A 21,045-nucleotide genomic window follows, 5' to 3' on the forward strand; every position below is an offset into this window, starting at 1 on the left:
AACACTCATTAATTATCCAAGAATAAAAATGTGTTAATAAAGGGATTGATTTGAGTGGCCAGAAGCTCTTTCATAGACTAGTATCTATTGATGAAGCTCTACAAATTGTTCTAAGTAGAGTTGACTTGAAACCACGTGGCGTGGAAATAGTAGATTTAAATAATGCACTGTACAGGGTTTTGGCTAGTGATATTTATTCACCAATAGATCACCCGCCATTTGATAGATCAGAAGTAGATGGATACGCTGTTAAAACAGTCGATGTAGCTTTTTCAACAGAGTTAAATCCTACAAGACTGAGAATTACTGGAGTAGTGAAAACAGGGGAGTCTGGCGAGGAATACTCTTGTGATAATGGAGCAGTAAGGGTTTCTACGGGTGCTATTATTCCAAGAGATTGTGACGCTGTAGTTATGGAGGAATACACAGAGATGCATAATGGATTTGTAGATGTATATAGACCAGTAGCACCAGGCGAAAACATTGCTACATGTGGTAGTGATATATCAGCTGGAGACTTCATCCTCCCAAAGGGAACACTATTAAAACACGAACACATAGCGCTACTAGCCGGCCTCGGCTTTAAAGAAATACCAGTATATGTAAAACCACGTATAGCGGTGTTTTCAACTGGTAACGAAGTAGTAGAACCCGGTAGAAAACTCGAATTGGGAAAGGTATACGATGTAAACGGCTACTTGGTAACCCAGTTTCTCAGAGAAATGGGTGTTGAAGTAGAGTATAAGGGTGTAATACCAGACGACTATGAACTACTACGTGAATTTATTGCGAAAAGCCTTGTTGAATACGATGCTGTAGTTACAAGTGGTGGTACGAGTGCTGGAGAATCAGACTTGGTATATAGGGTTTTCAGTGAGCTAGGAGAGATCTTGGTTCATGGATTAAAGTCTAAGCCGGGTAAACCAACAGTTATTGCTGTTAGTAATGGTAAACTATTAATTGGACTACCAGGCTTTCCACTTTCATGCTATATGATTCTTGTTAGAGTAATTAAGCCAATAATAGCAAAACTCACTGGAGTGAAATATGTTGATCAAAGAGTAGTAGTTAAACTCCCATTTAGAATAAGAAAAAACGTGGGTAAAACCTGGCTGATTCCAAGTATACTAGTTGAATCAAGCGAGGGTTACGTAGCATACCCTGTTTCATTTAGTAGTGGTAGTATATATGCTATTACATATAGTGATGGATTTATAGAGCTAGATGAGGAAGTAGAAGTAGTTGAAGAAGGGAGTAAAGTAGTATTTCATGCATTCACCGAGAGGGCTTTTACAAAGAAACTAACAATTATAGGTAGTAACGACCCGCTCCTCGAATACATACTAGTAGAATCAGGTCTAATCTACACTAGTAGAATACTAAATACTGGTAGTATGGGTGGATGGCTAGCCACTATAAGAGGCGAAGCAGATATTGCACCAACGCACCTACTAGACGAGAATACAGGTGTATACAATACTACACTCCTCGAGAAGTATGGACTACGTGGAAAAGCAGTATTAATTAGAGGCTACGATCGACTAGTAGGCTTTATAGTCCAGCCGGGAAACCCCAAGAATATACGTGGATTTAAAGACTTTCTACGAAGCGATATACGAATAGTTAATAGACCGAGAGGTAGTGGAATTAGAACACTGATTGATTTAAACCTCAAGAAAATATTAAACGCTGAGAACAAGCCATTTGATAGAGTACACGAGTTTGTAAAAGGCTATACATACGAAGTGAAAACCCATACAGCAGTAGCATACGCTGTTAAAACAGGCAAAGCAGATGTAGGCGTGGCAACAGGTTACGTTGCAGAACTATATGGATTAGACTTTATACCATTAACATGGGAGGAATACGACTTCCTCATTCCAAGAGAGAAAATGAGTAGACCTGAAGTCAACTCGTTTATAGAATACCTACGTAGACTAGAATTAAAAGACTTCAAGTTTGCAAAGTACTACAGGATTCCAAGAGATATAGGGACCGAGAAGAAAACGAGTAGTTAAGCTTTTTACCTCCAGAGATACTTTAATACTAATGCGGTGTATCCAGGTTTGGATGAAATAGTTGTTGGTTTAACTCAAGCTGCTTACTCTGTAAACCCTATTGAAAACGCCGAGAAATCCTACAAGTTGATTAAGAAATACTATCGTGAAGCAGATATTGTTGTACTACCAGAGTATAGTATGTTAAATCCACTCGAAGTAAAAGACCCAGCGAGAGTCTACGAGTTGTCAGAATACCTAGCCAACAGTAGATACCTCTCATACTTTTTCAAACTAGCTAGTGAAATAGATGCATACATTCTATTACACTTCATAGAGAGAACAGATAAACCTCCATTGACAAAGAGTACTTCTGTAATAGTGACGAGCAAGGGCGAGGCCTTCCCCGTCTACAATAAAATGCACTTGTTTGATGCTTATGGATATAGAGAATCAGACTACTTTGAACCAGGCCGTGGCCCAGGTAAACTCACCTCTATTAGTGGAGTAGAAGTCGCTTTTGCAATATGTTATGATATACGATTCCCCGAGTTGTTTAGAGTATACGCTCACATGGGGGCTAAAGTCATTATTCTACAATCGGGCTGGGTTAAGGGGCCATTGAAAGAAGAGATTCTAGATAAACTCGCCTCGGTTAGAGCGCATGAAAACGGAGTCTACCTAGTAGTAGTTAATCAAACAGGTGGAATGTTTACTGGTAGAAGCGGGGTTTTCAATCCATGGGGGTATAAAGAACTAGATCTCGGCTTTGAAGAGAAATACATAGAGTACACGTTAAACCTAGAAAACGTTGTAAAAGCCAGGGAGACTATTCCTGTAATTAGACAAGCAAGTGAGAAATGGGAGGTAAAATTAAAGTCGTAGTGTTTCGAGATCATACACTAGAGATCTATTAAATACGTTGGGAGTTCAACTAGTGAATTGACTTTTAAAGGCCATGAATACCCTAACCTCCTATCAACAAGTATTGTTTTAGCTCCTAGTTTACTAGCTGGTATGAGGTCGTATTGTGGATATGCTGAGACATGAATGACATTATCTGGTTCAACTCCGATTGTTCTATATGCATTTATAAATGCATCTAGACTTGGTTTATATGCTTTAACATCTTCGGCTGTAATGACGTAATTGAATAATTCTCGAAAACCATATAGTGTTATATCGACTAGTTTTCTCTCAGTGTTGGATAATATAGCGGTTTTAAAACCGTGTTTTTGAAGTGTCTTCAAGGCGTATATTGTATCTGGAAATAGTGGTGAACGAGTAAACATGAGTATAAATGATTCAACTAGTTCCTGCGAGTATAGAATACCCGCTTCTCTAAAGACTTCTCCAAGGCATTTCGCGAGTATTTGACTATATGGTTTATAAGAGACTACTTCTCTATAGTCGCATTCAAAGAATTTCTCGGTGTATTCGTTACCAGCGTAGAATGATATAAATGAGTTAATAGTAGACCTCCAATCTACAAGTGTACCATAGAGGTCGAAAATCACTACTTTCTCGTTTTCTCTATTTATAATTCTACTTTGTTGAATCTGCATAAATCAACCACGTTTTGTAAATACCTTGGTACAAGTTAAAAATCTCAATCTAACCACCTCGCCAATTAATCTACCATCACATTTTCTACATTTAATCCACATGTTGAGCGAGCCATTCTGGAATACATAGTTTTCTAGTCGCCCGCCTAGTTTTTCAATGATTCTACTTAGTTCTTCAGGGCTTGGTTCTTCTAGTTTCTGGTTGTTTTGTTTTTGGAGAATACTCATTTTCCAACAGGTTAATCCATGAGTATACAAGTTAGCCATACATGAAGAGGGATAAGCAATTAATCCTTTTTTCCTAGCGTAATTCAATACCTCGTTTTTAATATCAGATGTATAAATATCGTATTGTACTCCGGGCTTCATTTTCTCTACTGGTATTGGCAGTCTCCTAGTAATTTCACTTGGGTCTACGCCCGCCTCTCTGAGCCTCTCAATTATTCTCCTAGTTACTCTTAATCCACCAGCAACTACTCCTACAGCGCCGTTTTCCAGTGCAAGGTCGATTATTTCTCTATACTCTCTCTGGGTTATACCAGGTATTATTGGTCTTAGAAACAGAAATGGTTTGAGGCCGGCTTCTCTCAGGTTTTTAATTGTTTCTAGTCTTTTCTCTGGTTTTACCTGGTTTGGTTCTAGTTCTCTGTGTTTTTCGAGTGTAACCAGTGTAACTAGTGGTGAGATGTGATTACTACTGTATTCTGCTATTTTTTCAGCTGTTAATGGATCAATGTATTGTTTTGTAGAAAACTGAGTAGGGTTTCCTAGAAACCTGTATATGGCCTCTATATACTCTAGTGTTTTATTCTTCAATAATGGGTGGAATGGCTCTGTAACACTCCCTATTGCTAGATAGCTTCCTCTAGCTCCCGGTATAAAGTATTTGTTTGCGAGTAGAGCGTATACTAGCTGGAGACCGTTGGGCTGGCTTGGTTTGACTTCTTGTGTGAAACCCATATCGTATACATAGCAGTATCTACATGCATATGGACACCCAATACCGGGGTGGATAGTTATACCACAAGGTCTTGGAGGCCTCTTGGCGTGGGGGTCTCTTCTAGCAACCTCTATTTCTCGCTCGCTGAGTAATCCTTCTACTTGTTTTCTAATTCTCTCTTTATATGAATAAACGTATTCAACATAGTCCATTAGAGCATCCTCGTAAATAAATGAAATTAATAAATCCTATTAACAAAATACAATTAGTGGTGATGAAGAGCTGGCGAAGTGAAAAGAGATGAACGGTGGCATCTCCTAGCTGACAATAGCGATAAACTTAAAAAACCTGGTATGTCTTTAAACTAGTATGGTGCGGGGGTGCCCGAGCCTGGTCAAAGGGGTCGGGCTTAGGACCCGATGGCGTAGGCCTGCGTGGGTTCAAATCCCACCCCCCGCACTCCTATATTGATTTTCTACTACGGCGACAAGGAGATCTTCTATCCCCATTTTTTTGATTTATTATTCAAGAGTAAATAACTACTAGTAGTGTAAATACGAGTTAACAAGGTGTAGGTGGTGGGAAAAACAGGTAGGAAGAGAATTAGAAGACAAAGCGGTCGATTGAAAACCCTTGTTACAATTCTTGTATTACTAAATATATTTGCATTGATAGCAATTGCACTGTTAGTTCCAGAAATACCACTTGGAAAACTACAAGCAAGAGTAGACATTGAAGCATCAAGTGTTTTAATAACACTAAACGGAACCGGGTGGTATAAACCACCCGTTCAATACAATCTCTCAGAAATACCACTCTACATATTAATAAGAGACTCTATAATCGGCTCAGCTTCAAGTATATTGGAAGATGTAGGTGGAGAGAAGACGGCATTTTACGATTTTAATATAAGCTTTTCACTAGACTACAAATACTTTAAAAACCTCACAGTACACCCTGAACTAAGAGTAAGACCAGGTGTTGAGCCATACGTAGACATGCCAGCTAATGCCGTTATCCCCGAGGAAAACGGGTGCTTTCTACTCGTATATGCACTAGCTTACAGCATGAATATTACTATGGAGTTTTGCTACTACTATATCGACCCATATTTGATTATAGAAAACAATGAAACCGGTACACTACTACTAACACTTGAAATACATAGAGTCAACAATACCAATGTTGAAAAAAGAGTAGTTAGTATACCAGGAAAAACCACTAGGAGAATTGAATTAGAGGAAAATACTAGAGTTATTATAAGAGATATCCAATTAGACTATGGTTTATTCAAAGTCAACGAATATATTAGCGACGAGGAAAAACTAAGTGGCATAGTAGTCGGCGAGAAAAAACTATTCTTAGCGAGAAACCCCCAGCTGGTTTTAATACCATTAAACCTAGCTATACTACTATTATATCTACTCTACAGTCAATTATGGAAGAAAAGTAGGATGAAAAAGAAATGAATAGAGATTTAAGAAGTGGATTTACTAGTTTTCCACTCTAACATCTTTGTATTTATATATGTAAAGAGTAGACCTATTGATAGAAACAGTAGAATTAATGATGGAATAGCAAGCCATGAATAAGGCATTACTTCTCTCTCAATCCACACTACTACTTCTAAATCAACTCTACCAATTGGTATTATAAGACATGGATTTGTCAAATTATATAGTTCAATCTTGCCCCCTGGCTCTATGTATATTGATTCTAGTATATCGCAACAAGAAATGTTTATTGATGCAGGGTTTAAACCAGTATTCTTGATGACTACCTGAAATATATTTGAATTATAGTATTCTACTCCTGTTATAGTGGAAAATGGAAGTGGTTGATCTAGACTAGTTACATTCTTCGAGAAAATCAATACCGTGGTTTTTCTCTCACTCGCTATATAAGCCATTGCTATTGATAAAACCATAATGATTAAACCGATAAGCAAATATATAGACGGCTTCGCCACAATAAACCCTCCATTGTCAATATTACTAAACGTTTAAATACCCTACTACGATATAATGTATTAACCGGGTGTATTAAATGAATCGCGGGGAAATATATCCCATACTACTATTAATAGGTGTAATTCTATCAATATTTGTAGTCCTACCAACATCCACTATAACAGCACAAACCACACAGCCGGGGCCCGCCGGAGATAAAATCATTGCAAGATCGTATTCTATCGCTGCGGCTGTAGATGCTATTAAGAAAGGAGAGATTGATGTATACATGTATGCATTGAGGCCAGCTCAGGCTGAACAACTACGTGGTGTAGAGGGTGTTAAATTAATATCTGCTGCAGCTGGATTAATAGAGTTAACATTGAACCCTGCACCAGTATACATACATGAATTAGATGGTAAAGTCACTTCTCCAGAAGAAGCCGCGCAAAAAGTTAGCCAGGCTACAGGTAAGACTGTTCCAGCTGCAGCTATTAGCAATATGTACTACGATGAAAAACGTGGCAAGACCATTGTCGAGTTTGGTGCGTTTCCGGGTAGGGGTGTTAATCCATTTGCGTTTAGAGAGATTAGATTTGCTATGAACTATGTGGTTGATAGAAACTCGTTTGTAGCTAACGTTATGAGGGGATATGCTGTTCCAATGTATACATTCTTAAGCCAGTATGATCCTGACTACAGTGTTATAGCTGATATTATTGCGAAATACGAGTTTGGATACAACCCAACACTAGCAAAACAAATAGTAACCAAAGTCATGACTGCCATTGGAGCTGAAAACAAAGGTGGCTTCTGGTATTATGACGGGCAACCAGTAACTGTAACCCTGATAATTAGAAGTGAAGACGAAAGAAGAGACCTAGGATACATGTTTAATGCAGAGTTAACAATACTGGGATTCAACACAAAACCAGTAGAAATGCGGTTTGCTCAAGCAATCAACATTATTTATGGTACTGACCCAGCTGAATTCCAATGGCACGTTTACACTGCTGGTTGGGGTAAGGGTGGTATTGACAGATATGATAGTAGTACCATAGCACAGTTCTGTGCATCATGGTATGGATACATGCCTGGATGGTTAGAGACTGGATGGTGGAACTATAGAAACGACACAATCGACGAGCTAACCAAGAAGATATTCCAGGGAGTCTTCAAGAGCAAAGAAGAGAGAGACCAATTGTATAGAACTGCTAGTGAGATGTGTATTCAGGAGTCGGTTAGAGTATGGGTTGCTGCGAGACTTGACACCTGGCCTGTTAGAACAGAAGTACAGGGTGTAACACTAGACCTTGGTGCTGGATTGAGAGGTATTTGGAACTTAAGAGAAATGCATGTACCGGGTAGAAGCGAGCTTAGAGTGGGTCACCTCTACGTCTGGACATCAACCAGTGAGTGGAACTCATGGGGTGGATTTACAGATGTCTACAGTGTAGACTGGGCGAGAGCAACCTACGACCCAATGATGTGGGTGCATCCATTTAACGGTGAACCAATACCATTTAGAGTGCAGTACACTATAGTCACAGCGGGTCCGGATGGTAAGTTAGACGTACCAGCAAAAGCTAAGATCTATGATGTAACCCAGAAGAAGTGGGTTGAAGTTGGACCTGGTAAACAAGCAACCAGTATGGTTGTATTCGACCTCAGCAAACTAGTTGGTACAAAGTTCCATAATGGTATAACTATTACAATGGCTGATTTAGTAGGTGCTATTGCATTACAATATGAATTAGTATATGATCCAACATATAGCTCACTAGAACCAAGAATTGCCGGCAACACAAAACAATGGTTAGATACTGTCGTAGCATGGGAGTTCAATGACCAAGCTAAGACAATGACTGTCTATGTAAACTACTGGCACTTCGACGAAAACTATATTGCTTCATGGGCTGTCGCAGGCCCAGCCAACAATCCACTTGAAATACATGTTGCAAGCTTTGAGCTGGCACTGGATAGGAGAGATGAAACCAAAATCGTATTCTACAGGAGAAGTGGTTTCGAAACATTAAGCCTCGTAGTACCCAAACACGTCCAGTTAATCAAAGAAACACTATTGAAGTATAAGAATAACAATGCTATTCTCGAAAGAGTTAATAGACTTACTGATGGACGTATGACTATGGATGAGTGGAATAGGAGGATTGATGCTGACGTCAACTGGATTAACACTTATAACCTAGCGTGGATTAGTTATGGTCCATTCATGCTGACAAAACTAGATACACAAGCACAGATATTAGAGTTGACAGCATTTAGAGATCCAACTTATCCATTCAAACCAGGAGACTGGTACTTTGGATTCCCAGTTAGAACAGAAGTTACAAGTATCAAAGTAGAAACACCAGTCGGTGAGAAAATAGCTGTTGGATACGATGCAAAGATAACAGTTGAAGTCAGCGGTATCGGCACACTTAACGTGATGTATATACTCAAAGACCCAGAAGGAAACATATTAGCAACTGGAAACGCCCAGAAACTAGCAGCCAACAAATTCCAGATAATACTATCAAGCGAGCTAACAAAGAAGATGAAAGTAGACTATCCATACACAATAATAATAATAGCAACATCAGACACCGTAGCAGAACCAGGTGTTGTTAGAAAGCTACTAGTAACAACTGCATACACACCACCTGCAACTACACCACAGACTCCACCAACAACACCCCCAACAACGCCAACAACTACTCCGACAACTCCACTAACAACACCTGTAACTACACCAACTCCAACACCAACTGAAACACCAACACCAGCACCAGACTACACACTACCAATAATAACGGTAGTAGTAATAGTAATTGGTCTTGTAGCCGTATTCTTCGTATTAAAGAAGAAATAAACTTTTTTCCCTCTTTTTTATTTATGCTTCTTCTATTCACTCAAAAATTATAAATTATATATTTTAAACCTGTATGTATCCATATATACTGTTTTTTCAAATACTATGAGATAAGTATTTAAACCCAGTGAAGAAAATATTAGTAAAAGTGTAATTATTGAGAAATATATGAGAGGATGATATATATGCCGGGTGCGGCATCGGTAATTGCGAGAAGAGGATTGATATTACTAGTTACTTTTGTACTAATAGTAATTGTAGTTTCAGCTATTGTAGAGGGAACAGGATATTCAAAAGACATCTATGAAGCAATGATAAGGGAGATAGTAAGAGGAGAAGTAATGGCTCTTAGAAGAGGAGGTAATATCACAGAAGAATTTATAAGGCAATACGTAGAGAATAGAACACTCCAGTTGAGAATAGAATTTGGATTAATAGATGAACATGGGAATGAAATACCACCATATAGGAGAATGTGGAACCTCGTATACAGGACGCTCACATTTAACTTTACAAGTACCGATAAAGTAGGAGTAGCAAATGTAGTGCCAATGCCAGCACCTGCACCCATAATGGATATAATTGCAGCTGTATTACCTAGAACAATACTAATAGTAACAGTTGGTGAAGTAATAGTCATAATATTAGCCTTACTAATAGGACCTAGAATAGCATATAGACACGGCTCGCTCGCTGATAGGTTTGTTGTTGCCTACGCTGCAATTATAACAGCTGTACCATTGTGGTGGCTTGCAATGATATTTATACAAGTATTTTCATATAACTTGAACTGGTTTCCAAGAGACCTACGAGGAGTAGTTAGCGTTCTCAATAACTTCTGGAATGATCCACTCAATAACTTTATTCAACTAATATGGTATATATCACTACCAATAATAGTCTTTGTAATCTGGAGTATTGGTTCATGGCTATATGGTTTAAGAGCAATGTTGCTACGTGTTATTAGAGAAGACTACGTCATGGCTGCAAAGGCTAGGGGCATACCCGAGAAATTAATAACTAGGAGGTATATTTTAAGAGTATCATTAGCCCCAGTAATAACAAGCGTCATACTTGCACTAGCAGGTTCTATTGGAGGAATGATTATAACAGAATCGGTATTCAACTGGCCTGGAATGGGTACACTATACTACGCGGCAATAACAGAAGGCGACTCACAAACACTTCTAGCATTAACAGTAATATATGTAGGTGTCTACCTAGCGGCAAGGTTTATTTTGGAAATACTATACATTATAATAGATCCAAGAGTACGCGTTAGATAGAGAGGTGTGGGTGAGTATGGCAACGGGGAAATCCAATAGTAGAATGAGTAAGATCTTCGGGTCTATTAAAACAGCATTTAAAGAGATATGGAGGCAAACACCCGGAAAGGCAGCACTAATACTATTATTGGTACTTGTTTCAATGGCTGTAGTTGCAGTTGTAACAATAACACCTGAATTCCTCGTTAAGTGGGAGTCAGCTACATACTGGGAAGACAACCCGGTAGTTGTACCACCATGTTGGGTAAACACTTTGGGCTTCAAAACATCTAAAACAACACAAGTATACTTTACACAACCATCTTCAACAGACGTAAATGGAAGCATTGTAAAATATACATATACCCATACTTACGTATTAGATGTTAACGATTTACCAAAAGACCTATATGTAAAAGGAGAAATGCCACCGCTATGTGAAAACGGAGGATTTAAGATTCCAGTAATAATGATTACTGTTGAAAGACCAGACGGGATAATTATACACGCATGGAACGTTGCCGTCCAACCTGGAAGTCAAAATGCAACTTGTGGTTCAAAACTAACTGTTAAAACTTCCAAGGAGACATTCAACTTAGCCGAAGTAATAAACTACCTTGTAGAGAAATACAACATTACGATACCACAAGAAATAGTTGGTACAAACGAGACATATGTGCAGAGCGCTATGAGCATATTAAGAACAGCTATTAGAACAGAACTAGAAAACAAATACATGTCTACACTATCTCTATTCGTTAAACCAGCAAATTATAGAATAACCCTATCTAGAGATACAAAGATTCTCGAAGGATACAAGAACCAGATAACTGGGTTAAAGAACAGAATAATGAACGTAGAAATCGATAATCAAGTATTCAAAGATAGAATAATACAAAGCCTTGACAGAGCTCTCAACAATATATCATGGATTATCAACAACATTAACACTGTAACATACAGCGACTACTTAACAGCGATGAGTTATGCAAGTGCCGAGATTGAAAATGCAAATAAACTAGGATTAGCAGCCGGCCTACCCGAAGATATAAGAAGCGAGTTGCAAATTCTATCGAGTGGTATAAAGAAATTTATTGAATCAGCTACATCAACACCTAGTCTAATTATACCAGAGATAACATTTGAAACTCTACAAGGTAGTTATAGAGTAGAAGTAGCTGTGACATACTATGGTATTAGTAATCCGCCGCAATCACTAGATGCTAATGTAGGTATAATAGTTAAAGGTGGATGTCATGGTATACTTGGAACAGCCGATAAAGGAATAGACATTGCAACGGTTGTATTATATGGAACTCCAATAGCTCTCTCTATAGGTTTTGTAACAGCAGTAACCTCGGTATTTATTGGAGTAATAGTTGGAATAATTAGTGGATACTATGGTGGACTAATCGACGAGATCATTCAGAGAATAGTAGACGTCATAGGAAACATTCCAACACTACCAATTCTAATTATAGTTGGATCTGTAGCACAAAAAACATTTACTGGTGAAGCAAAGTCTCTCTACATTATACTTACATATATCGGAGTACTTGTTATTTTCGGATGGGGTAGCGTATCAATAACTGTTAGAGCAATGACGCTCAGCATCAAAGAAGAGCCATATATAGAAGCCGCAAAAGCGCTGGGTGCATCAAACACTAGAATTATATTTAAACACATATTCCCACAAGTTCTAATGTATGCAGCAGCTGTACTAGTATTCAACGTACCAGGAGCAATATTGACAGAAGCAGGTCTCAGCGTTCTAGGATTAAGACATGGATGGCCAACATGGGGTTCACTACTAGCGAGTGCAAGAGCAGAAAATAGATTTGATGTGTGGTGGTGGATTCTACCACCAGGTATAATGATATCTCTAACATCTCTAACATTCGTACTACTAGGACTGGCAATAGAGAGAATTGTAGAACCGAGATTGAGAACACTGTAGGGGGTATCAAAATGTTTTTCTATTTAAATCTACATGCAAAAACACTTCTCTCTCACAACCCCCTAATGAGGTGTAAATATGAGTGAACCACTACTCCAAGTTAGAAACCTCAAAACATATTTCTATACATTGAAAGGAGTTGTAAAAGCAGTAGACGATGTCAGCTTTGAATTAAATAGAGGAGAAAGCCTAGGTATAGCTGGAGAATCCGGTTGTGGAAAAAGCACACTAGCATTTAGTCTCATAAGACTAGTACCACCCCCGGGAAAAATAGCTGGTGGATCAATAATCTTCCAGGGCAGAGACATCACTAAATTGAGCGAGGAAGAATTTAGAAGAGAAGTTAGATGGCAGGGCATATCAATGGTATTCCAAGGAGCAATGAACGTATTAAACCCAGTATACACAGTGGGAGACCAAATAGCAGAGTTGTTCATGGTCCACAAGGGATATACCAAGCAGGAGGGATTGAAAGAAGCAGAAAGACTACTACAAATGGTGGGTATAGACCCAAGGAGAGTAAAGAGCTATCCATTCGAGTTAAGTGGTGGAATGAAACAGAGAGTAGTTATTGCAATGGCACTTGCACTAAGCCCATCACTAGTAATAGCAGACGAGCCAACAACAGCTCTAGACGTGGTTGTACAAGCACAAATAATGAATCTATTGAAGAAATTGAAACAAGAGCTAAAGACCTCGATAATATTAATCTCACACGACTTGAGCTTAATAGCTGAACTAGCAGATAAAGTAGCAATAATGTATGGTGGAAAAATAGTAGAGTATGGTCAAAGCGACTTAGTATACAATAACCCGCAACACCCATATACAAAAGGCCTACTAGGTAGTATTCCAAGACTCAGAGGAGAAATAAAAGATCTAACATGGATACCTGGAACACCACCAGACCTTATAAACCCACCACCCGGTTGTAGATTCCACCCGAGATGTCCATACGCCATGGACAAGTGTAAGAAAGAAGAACCCCCAATAATCGAAGTAGAAAAAGGCCACTATGTTGCATGCTGGCTATATGCTTAGAGAGGTGGGGATTTGTGGGCGAAAACATATATAAACCCGTATATAGTAAAGACACGAAGCTCGTAGTAAGCGATCTCAAAGTCTACTTCCCAATTAGAAGGTCATTTATTGATGTATTAAGAGGCAAACCAAGACTATATGTAAAAGCAGTAGATGGAGTATCATTTGATGTAAAAGAAGGGGAGGTATTCGCTCTCGCGGGAGAATCTGGTTGTGGAAAAACAACTACTGGTAAAAGCATACTTAGATTAAACGAGATAACAGAGGGTTCAATAGGCTATTTACCATCAAAGAAAATAGAAAATGTAGTAAAACTACCCATGGTAAAGAAACTATCAGAACACGGACACATAGACTTATACTCTATTCCAGATAAGTACTTTAAACCATTCAGACAAGACATTCAAATGATATGGCAAGACCCGTTTGGAAGTCTCAACCCACGTAGAACAATATTTGAAATCCTTGAAGAACCACTCGACATACACGGTATTAGTTCTACAAAAGAAGAGAGGACGGAAATCATAGCCAAGGCACTTGAAGAAGTAAAGCTAACTCCCCCAGAAGAATTCATGTGGAGATATCCACACATGTTGTCGGGTGGTCAAAGACAGAGAGTTGTAATTTCCAGAGCACTAATATTAAAACCATCACTAGTAATAGCAGACGAGCCTGTATCAATGTTAGATGTATCTATTAGAGCAGAGATACTGCAATTAATGATGGATTTAAAGAAGAGGCTTGGATTAACATATATCTTCATTACCCACGACCTTGCACTAGCACGATATATATCAAATAGAATTGCTGTAATGTATCTTGGAAAAATAGTTGAAATGGGAGATGCTAGAAAAGTAGTTGAAGACCCATATCACCCATATACAAAAGCCCTTGTAGAAGCCATTCCAGAACCAGACCCACAGAGAAGATTTATTATCAAAGAACTACCAATAAAGGGAGAAGTACCATCACCTATAAATGTACCATCTGGTTGTAGATTCCACCCGAGATGTATAGCGCTCGATAAACACCCAGAACTAGCCGAGTTATGTAAGACAAAAGAACCGCCATTAATCGAGGTAGCACCGGGTAGATATGTAGCCTGCTGGCTATATGCTAAGAAATAGCTTTTTCTACTATCCCAATTAATAATCCATCTTCGTTTTCAATTATTCTTACAAGATATCTTCTTCCGGGTATTAGATGATGTCTACGTGTATATACTCCAATTAAAGACTTGTCTCCTATAACTCCAAGATATTCTCTTCTAAGCCAGCCTCTACCCCATACTTCTACTTCTACGAGTTCTCCTCTGTGAAATGGTGGTTCTACTCTACGCGCGTAGTGCATGCCCCATTCATCCATAGTCCAGTGTAGTCGAACTCCCAGTGTAGATTCAAGCTTCTCTATAAATCTCCAGAATTCACTCCATGAAACTTCTTTTAAATTCCATCCACGTCCATATTTGTGTTTATTGAATTTCTGGATTGTCAGAGGAGGCCACTTCTTTCCAGCTCCGATTTTTAAAGCCCAGTTGATTATTTCTACTAGGTCTTCATCATTGATTCCAGGTAGCCATACTGGTGTTACATGTAGGTCTATAGGTGTTTCTTTAACGAGGTATTCAATGCTCTCTAGAACTCTACGTAGATCGTATGCTGGATTACCATATAGAAACCTGGCTTTATCAGGGTTTAGTGTTTCAATACTCAGATTTACTCTGTCTAATCCTGCATTACTCAACTTGTCGACTAGTTGTTTTGACAGTAAAAATCCATGTGTTTCAAGCGCTATTGACTTCACACCAGGGATTTCTCTGAGTTTTCTAATTAATTCAATTAGCCATGGATAAGTTAAAACATCGCCAATTGTATCTAGAAGTACTTCCACGCTACACCCTTTAACTTCTAGTGCTTTTACAACTCCATTAACTATTACATCTGGATGTACAATGTACTCGGCCCATCTATGAGTCGACTTCAACCCGCTGTCTACACTGCAGAAAATACAGTTCTGGGGGCATATAGTTGTCGGTCTTGCTTGTAGTACGTTTGTTCCGCGGTCGATAACTCCAAATGCAATATATCCAAATGAAGGTGTTTTATCGTCTACATAGTATACTATTCTACCATCTCTATATTTTCCTATCTCCCTGATCATTTACTTCACTCATTACGTATTTATACCTCAGCGTATTTTATAGTAAAATCAGGGTGTTTTGATTTGCTACCAGAAGAGAAGACGGGAATTATCGGCTGGGGTTCATATATACCGAGATGGAGGCTTAGTTTAAAAGAAATCGCAGAGGTATGGGGGTTTAACCCAGAACAACCAGAAGAATTAAACGTTGTCGAGAAAAGCGTTGCTGGTAGAGATGAAGACGCTGTAACAATGGGCTGGGAGGCAGCTGAGAAACGCCTTACAGAGAGCTGGTATTAATCCAAAAGAAATCGGAGCAGTCTGGTTTGGAACAGAGAGCAAACCATACGCTGTAAAACCCTCTGCAACAATTATAGCCGAGGCGCTTGGAATAACTCCTAAAACCATGGCTACAGACTGGGAGTTTGCATGTAGAGCTGCTAGTGAAGCATTGAGAACAAGTATAGGAGTAGTTGCATCTGGACTAGTAAAATACGTATTAGTTATTGGTAGCGATACAGCCCAGGCCAACCCCGGAGACGTCTTAGAGTTTACTGCTTCATCAGCAGCAACAGCTCTAATAGTTGGACCGCGAGAAGAAGCAGCTGCATACTTTGAAGCTAGTGCTACATTTGTAACTGACACACCAGACTTCTGGAGGAGAGCTCACTCCAGGTATCCACTACATGGAGAGGCCTTTACAGGTGAGCCAGCCTACTTTAAACACATTGTTGGAGCAGTGAAGCTATTATTTGAGAAAACAGGGTTGAAACCAGAAGACTTTGACTACGCTGTATTCCACCAGCCAAACGGTACATTTCCATTGAGAGTAGCGAGAATGCTTGGTTTTCCAAAAGAGAAAGTTCTACCGGGACTTGTAACTCCATACATTGGAAATAGCTACAATTCATCAGCTCTAATAGGATTATCCAAGATATTAGACCAGGCAAAACCAGGTCAGAGAATACTACTAGCACCATTTGGAAGCGGTGCTGGCTCAGACGCCTATAGCATTGTAGTAACTGATAAAGTATTGGAGAGACAAGATAAAGCGCCAAAAGTTGAAGACTACTTGAAACGTAAAACACTCATATCATATGCTAAATACGCTAAGTTTAGAGGTTTAATTAATAGAATAGAGTAGAGGTGGTCTATATGAGGATTATCATTCCCCCATCCTGGAGGAATAGAATAAATAGATATCAATTAATTGCAACCAAGTGTAGAGATTGTGGTAGAACATCGTATCCACCATCAGATATCTGTAGGTACTGTGGATCGCGCAATATAGAGAAAATACCATTAATAAATGAAAAAGCAAGACTTATAACTTGGACTATAATCTACAATGCGATGGATGGATTTGAAGAAAGAAAACCAGTAATTCTCGGAATACTTGAAACAATAGAATCACACGCGAGAATAATGGCTCCACTAACCGATGTCCTCCCCGAAGAATTGCAAAGCGGTATGCTCATGGAGCCTGTACTGAGGAGAATAATGGAGGATGGAGAAGCTGGATTAATACACTACGGTATAGCTTATAGACCACTAATTAAACCCCAATAGTTTTTTAACTACTTCAAACTGCGCGTAGGTTGAAATCCTAGTTTTTTCTCCTAAATCAATGAATTCCCATGGAAGGCCCTCTCCTGGTTTAAACCCAGTATAAACATAGCTATAGTTTAAACCAGTTTCTCTAATAGTTCTCCTCCATCCTGCAAGACCCCCTCCATGAACAGCCCATTTATAGATAAACTCGCCGAGTGGTTTTGGTGAGAGTGCTAATTGAGCTTGAATAATACTCCAATCTATATCGTATTCTCTTGCTTCAACAAGGCTTTTGAGACTCGATTTGTAGAGCTTTAATTCCTCTAGTAATTCTTCTTTTTTCAACATTCCAATCCATTGAAAGAGAGTGTGGGGTTTGGGCACCAAAGGGTTTAAACCAATAGTTATCTTTTTATTCTTTGACTTTGCATATTTTGCTATTGAATACAGATATTCTATTTCTCGGGCAACTTCATCTCTACTAATATATTTCACACCATAAATCAAATAGAGCTTTAAATTGAAACCGGAGTCGATAACCGATTCAATAAACTGTTTAATGTAATCTAGCATTCCTGGATACTTGAAGAAAACAGAGTGTTTAATATGAGAGAGTGATTCTGGCGCGAGAGTTAGTGTTTTCTGGCCGAGGAGTTTAATGAGGTCTAGTGATTTCTCAAGGTATTTATTTATACGGAGAGATGGTAGTGAAGCAATATAGTTTTCACTAACTAGGTATTCTAAGAATTGATAGTGTGTATTTGTAACAGGAAAGGATAGAGAGAAAACAACTACTCTTCTACCACTACTAGTGTATTGAATACCAGTTTCAAGAATGTGTTTCAACCTGGATAAACTCCTCTCTCTATACGGCTGGAATACGCGGGTCTCCATGCAAAAACCACATATAAATGGGCATCCCCTAGAAGCCTCTAGTTTAAATCCACGTCCATATACGGGTTCTACTTCTGTATTTTCGACTTGTTTCACTGGGTGGAATGCTTCATCAAGGTTTGAAACATACGCTCTAGTTATTTTTTCGCCTTCTTTGACACCGGGTACATATACGTATTCTAACTCGGCGAGTTCTTCTAAAAACCTCTTTTTGGAATCTCCGTATTCAATCCACAAGTCGACTACTTGATTAAGAGTGGCTTCTACTTCGCCAATTACAAATGCGTCTATAATATCACTGTAGGGTATTGGATTCTCCATTACTACTGGTCCACCAGCTATTATTACGCTTTCTCTGTTCTTCGAGAAGACTTCTATGCCTCCAGCTATTAATAGCCTAGTTAAATTAACAATGTCTGGTTCATAGTGTAGAGTTGTTAATATCAATGGGAAGTCTCGAAGTCTACTCTTAGTTTCTAAACTTCTTGGTTCTGGTTCAACTCCTGTGAGTTTTGAACATGTAAATCTCTCTATGTAGGTGTCTTCACGTTTATTTGAGTAGTAGTATATAATGTCGGGTGCTAGACCAGAGATCATTACATGGTATAAACTTGGATATACATATGCAATTCTCGCTTTTACCCTTAATGGATTTTTCAATATAGTATTCAACTCCATACACAGCTATACCTGTATAAATATTTATATACCCTACATATCCATACTTATAATCCGGGCTGGTATCTGTGGTTGATTATACCCGACTATATAGTAAGCTAGCACAGAGTATTAAGGCTTCAGAAATAAGAGAACTGCTAGCAATAATATCGAAAAAGAAAGATGTAATAAGCCTTGCTGGTGGAATACCAGACCCCAATTTGTTTCCACGGGAAGAACTGGCAGAAATAGCCAAGTACGTTATTGAATCATATGGAAATATAGCTCTACAATATGGTGAAACAAAGGGAATACCAGAAGTAAGAGAAACAATATGTAAATTCCTAGAGGCTACAAAGGGTATAAAGTGCGATCCAGAACACGTAGTAATAACAACTGGTAGCCAGTCTGCGCTAGACCTTGTTGCAAGAACATTTATTGATCAATGCGACATTGTAATATCTGAAAATCCAACCTACCTCAGCAGCAGTAGGTGCATTTAAAAACGCTGGTGCAAGATTTATTGGTATATCATTAGACGATAATGGAATGAAAACCGAGGAATTAGAAGACAAACTAAGAAAACTAGGTGAAGACGAGAGAAAGAAAATAAAGTTTATCTACACTATCCCTATAGCTCAAAACCCTGCTGGAGTATCAATGACTATAGATAGAAAGAAACACCTACTAGAAATAGCATCACAATATGATTTACTAATAATTGAAGACGACCCATACAGCTTCCTAGTATTTGAAGACGGAGTAGACAGGGCAACCCTGAAAAGCATGGATAGAGAAGATAGAGTTGTATACCTTGGAACAGTGAGTAAAATACTAGCTCCTGGATTGAGAGTAGGGTGGATAGTAGCACCCGGCGATATTGCTAGAAAAATTGAAATGATTAAGCAATACGTAGACCTCCATACATCAACACTTACACAGTTGGTAGCAGCTGAAGCCATTAAACGCGGTGTAGTAGAAAAAGTTGTATCTAGAGCTGTACCTACATACAAGTCTAAACGAGACACTATGTTGAAAGCTATTAGAGACTACTTCCCCGACTACACTTGGTATTCAAAGCCAATAGGTGGAATGTTCGTCTTTGCATATATATACAAGACTGGATTTGATGCCGGCAAACTACTACCCAAGGCCATAGAAGAATACAAAGTCGCCTACGTCCCCGGCGGTAGCTTCCACGTTGATGGAACAGGCAAAAACAGTATGAGATTGAGCTTCAGCTATCCATCACATGAGCAGATAGAAGCTGGAATAGCGAGAATTGGAAAATTGATAAAAGAAGCCTAGTTTTACTTCAATGAGAGTATTAATCCAAGACCACGTGGTGGAAACAGTCCAATAGCGTTTTTTAAATCATCTACTTCTACAATTCTAATACTCTTTGAGAGCGTGTCTAATACTCTTCTCACTACTGTATTATCTACTACACTATCTCTATATGCAATGCTTACATTGTATACTCCCTCTCTCTTTGTAAGAGGTATCCAGTTTGTAAACGATAGTGGTGATACTACTATGTTGTTGTAGACTAGTTGACTCAGTAGTTTGTATTTGGCCGTGTGGTCGTGGCTGGTTAATACTATTGACCCCCATTGATCTACCAGTTCACTTGGGTGTTTAAATACTCTAAAACCAAACTGTATAACGCTACGAGCAGTGTTTTCACAGTAGAATGCTGGTTCAATTCCCTTATATCTCAGTGATAATCCAAGTGCTAGTGATACCAGGTTACATCCTTCAATTAATACTGGTTCCATCACTCTCTGTGATAGTGTCTCGGCGTGTTTAACAAGTGGTTTAATTGCATCTATTGGTTTCGGTTCGAGTACTATTTCATCTAGGTATGAGGGGTGTATTGAACTATAATTTGAGAGTAATCCATCTTCTTCTACACCAAGTATTCCCTGAGCTCCAAACGGGGAGATAGTGAATACTCTTCCAGTATACTCGGTGCTACCACTATAAACTTCAATAATTCTTGCTACACCAGTACACCCAAGAATTATAGATTTATTTACTGGTAGTTTTCCAGTTAAAATATTTTTTTCGACTTCACCAATATATACATAGATTGGTTTTAGAAGAACAGGGTTTTTCAATACTACCCCCGGGTATTCCGCGACATCTATTTTTCCATTGTAGAGGATCGCTACTTGCCGCATTTAATTACACCTTGAATTGATTAAAATAACATAGTGTT

At 38.8% G+C, this 21,045-nt stretch carries 17 protein-coding genes, 1 tRNA gene and 1 pseudogene; 13 read left to right on the forward strand and 6 right to left on the reverse strand.

Going from position 1 to position 21,045, the window contains the following annotated elements:
• Positions 1-50 precede the first annotated feature (50 nt).
• Complete coding sequence (locus tag ACZ5YP_RS06685) at positions 51-2,018, forward strand: molybdopterin biosynthesis protein (protein ID WP_464834963.1); 1,968 nt, start codon at positions 51-53, stop codon at positions 2,016-2,018.
• Positions 2,019-2,066: 48 nt separating this feature from the next.
• Positions 2,067-2,882 (forward strand): nitrilase-related carbon-nitrogen hydrolase, encoded by an 816-nt coding sequence (locus tag ACZ5YP_RS06690; protein WP_464834964.1) that lies wholly within the window; start codon positions 2,067-2,069, stop codon positions 2,880-2,882.
• 17 nt (positions 2,883-2,899) lie between these two features.
• Here ACZ5YP_RS06690 and ACZ5YP_RS06695 read toward each other — a convergent pair whose 3' ends face one another.
• Both ACZ5YP_RS06695 and ACZ5YP_RS06700 read right to left on the reverse strand, forming a co-directional pair.
• A complete protein-coding gene (locus ACZ5YP_RS06695; RefSeq protein WP_464834965.1) occupies positions 2,900-3,562 on the reverse strand; it encodes an HAD family hydrolase in 663 nt (220 codons plus the stop codon).
• A 3-nt stretch (positions 3,563-3,565) separates the two neighbouring features.
• A complete protein-coding gene (locus ACZ5YP_RS06700) occupies positions 3,566-4,714 on the reverse strand; it encodes a radical SAM protein (protein WP_464834966.1) in 1,149 nt (382 codons plus the stop codon).
• A 162-nt stretch (positions 4,715-4,876) separates the two neighbouring features.
• Between ACZ5YP_RS06700 and ACZ5YP_RS06705 the strand changes: the two genes are divergently transcribed.
• Both ACZ5YP_RS06705 and ACZ5YP_RS06710 read left to right on the forward strand, forming a co-directional pair.
• Positions 4,877-4,961, forward strand: a tRNA-Leu gene (locus ACZ5YP_RS06705).
• A gap of 119 nt (positions 4,962-5,080) precedes the next feature.
• A complete protein-coding gene (locus ACZ5YP_RS06710; protein ID WP_464834967.1) occupies positions 5,081-5,971 on the forward strand; it encodes a hypothetical protein in 891 nt (296 codons plus the stop codon).
• 8 nt (positions 5,972-5,979) lie between these two features.
• Here the strand turns inward: ACZ5YP_RS06710 and ACZ5YP_RS06715 are convergent, their stop codons facing one another.
• Positions 5,980-6,471 carry a hypothetical protein gene (locus ACZ5YP_RS06715; RefSeq protein WP_464834968.1) on the reverse strand — a complete coding sequence of 164 codons (492 nt, stop codon included), beginning with the start codon at positions 6,469-6,471 and terminating at the stop codon, positions 5,980-5,982.
• A gap of 77 nt (positions 6,472-6,548) precedes the next feature.
• Here ACZ5YP_RS06715 and ACZ5YP_RS06720 point away from each other — a divergent pair, with 77 nt between their 5' ends.
• From ACZ5YP_RS06720 to ACZ5YP_RS06740, 5 genes are all read left to right on the forward strand, one after another.
• Entirely contained in the window at positions 6,549-9,320 is a 2,772-nt protein-coding gene (locus ACZ5YP_RS06720) for an ABC transporter substrate-binding protein (RefSeq protein WP_464834969.1), read from the forward strand.
• A 185-nt stretch (positions 9,321-9,505) separates the two neighbouring features.
• Positions 9,506-10,606, forward strand: a complete 1,101-nt coding sequence (locus ACZ5YP_RS06725) for an ABC transporter permease (RefSeq protein ID WP_464834970.1) — start codon at positions 9,506-9,508, stop codon at positions 10,604-10,606.
• Positions 10,607-10,622: 16 nt separating this feature from the next.
• Positions 10,623-12,542 carry an ABC transporter permease gene (locus ACZ5YP_RS06730; protein WP_464834971.1) on the forward strand — a complete coding sequence of 640 codons (1,920 nt, stop codon included), beginning with the start codon at positions 10,623-10,625 and terminating at the stop codon, positions 12,540-12,542.
• A gap of 78 nt (positions 12,543-12,620) precedes the next feature.
• Complete coding sequence (locus ACZ5YP_RS06735; protein WP_464834972.1) at positions 12,621-13,583, forward strand: ABC transporter ATP-binding protein; 963 nt, start codon at positions 12,621-12,623, stop codon at positions 13,581-13,583.
• Positions 13,584-13,597: 14 nt separating this feature from the next.
• Positions 13,598-14,710 (forward strand): ABC transporter ATP-binding protein, encoded by a 1,113-nt coding sequence (locus ACZ5YP_RS06740; protein WP_464834973.1) that lies wholly within the window; start codon positions 13,598-13,600, stop codon positions 14,708-14,710.
• Here ACZ5YP_RS06740 and ACZ5YP_RS06745 read toward each other — a convergent pair.
• Entirely contained in the window at positions 14,700-15,743 is a 1,044-nt protein-coding gene (locus ACZ5YP_RS06745; RefSeq protein WP_464834974.1) for a radical SAM protein, read from the reverse strand. The genes ACZ5YP_RS06740 and ACZ5YP_RS06745 overlap by 11 nt on opposite strands.
• 63 nt (positions 15,744-15,806) lie before the next feature.
• Between ACZ5YP_RS06745 and ACZ5YP_RS06750 the strand changes: the two are divergent.
• Positions 15,807-16,866, forward strand: a pseudogene (locus ACZ5YP_RS06750) (hydroxymethylglutaryl-CoA synthase).
• 11 nt (positions 16,867-16,877) lie between these two features.
• Positions 16,878-17,291, forward strand: coding sequence for a Zn-ribbon domain-containing OB-fold protein (locus ACZ5YP_RS06755; RefSeq protein WP_464834975.1), 414 nt, complete (start codon positions 16,878-16,880; stop codon positions 17,289-17,291).
• Here the strand turns inward: ACZ5YP_RS06755 and ACZ5YP_RS06760 are convergent.
• Complete coding sequence (locus tag ACZ5YP_RS06760; protein WP_464834976.1) at positions 17,274-18,845, reverse strand: radical SAM protein; 1,572 nt, start codon at positions 18,843-18,845, stop codon at positions 17,274-17,276. The two genes, ACZ5YP_RS06755 and ACZ5YP_RS06760, sit on opposite strands and share 18 nt — an antisense overlap.
• Positions 18,846-18,913: 68 nt before the next feature.
• Between ACZ5YP_RS06760 and ACZ5YP_RS06765 the strand changes: the two genes are divergently transcribed.
• Positions 18,914-19,327: an aminotransferase class I/II-fold pyridoxal phosphate-dependent enzyme gene (locus tag ACZ5YP_RS06765; RefSeq protein ID WP_464834977.1), complete on the forward strand. Its 414-nt coding sequence runs from the start codon at positions 18,914-18,916 to the stop codon at positions 19,325-19,327.
• Between the two features lie 46 nt (positions 19,328-19,373).
• Positions 19,374-20,132: an aminotransferase-like domain-containing protein gene (locus ACZ5YP_RS06770; protein WP_464834979.1), complete on the forward strand. Its 759-nt coding sequence runs from the start codon at positions 19,374-19,376 to the stop codon at positions 20,130-20,132.
• A gap of 2 nt (positions 20,133-20,134) precedes the next feature.
• On the opposite strand, the gene ACZ5YP_RS06775 is transcribed toward ACZ5YP_RS06770, so the two are convergent.
• Complete coding sequence (locus ACZ5YP_RS06775) at positions 20,135-21,007, reverse strand: hypothetical protein (RefSeq protein WP_464834980.1); 873 nt, start codon at positions 21,005-21,007, stop codon at positions 20,135-20,137.
• Positions 21,008-21,045: the final 38 nt, after the last annotated feature.

It is taken from the genome of Sulfophobococcus zilligii (assembly GCF_055398255.1).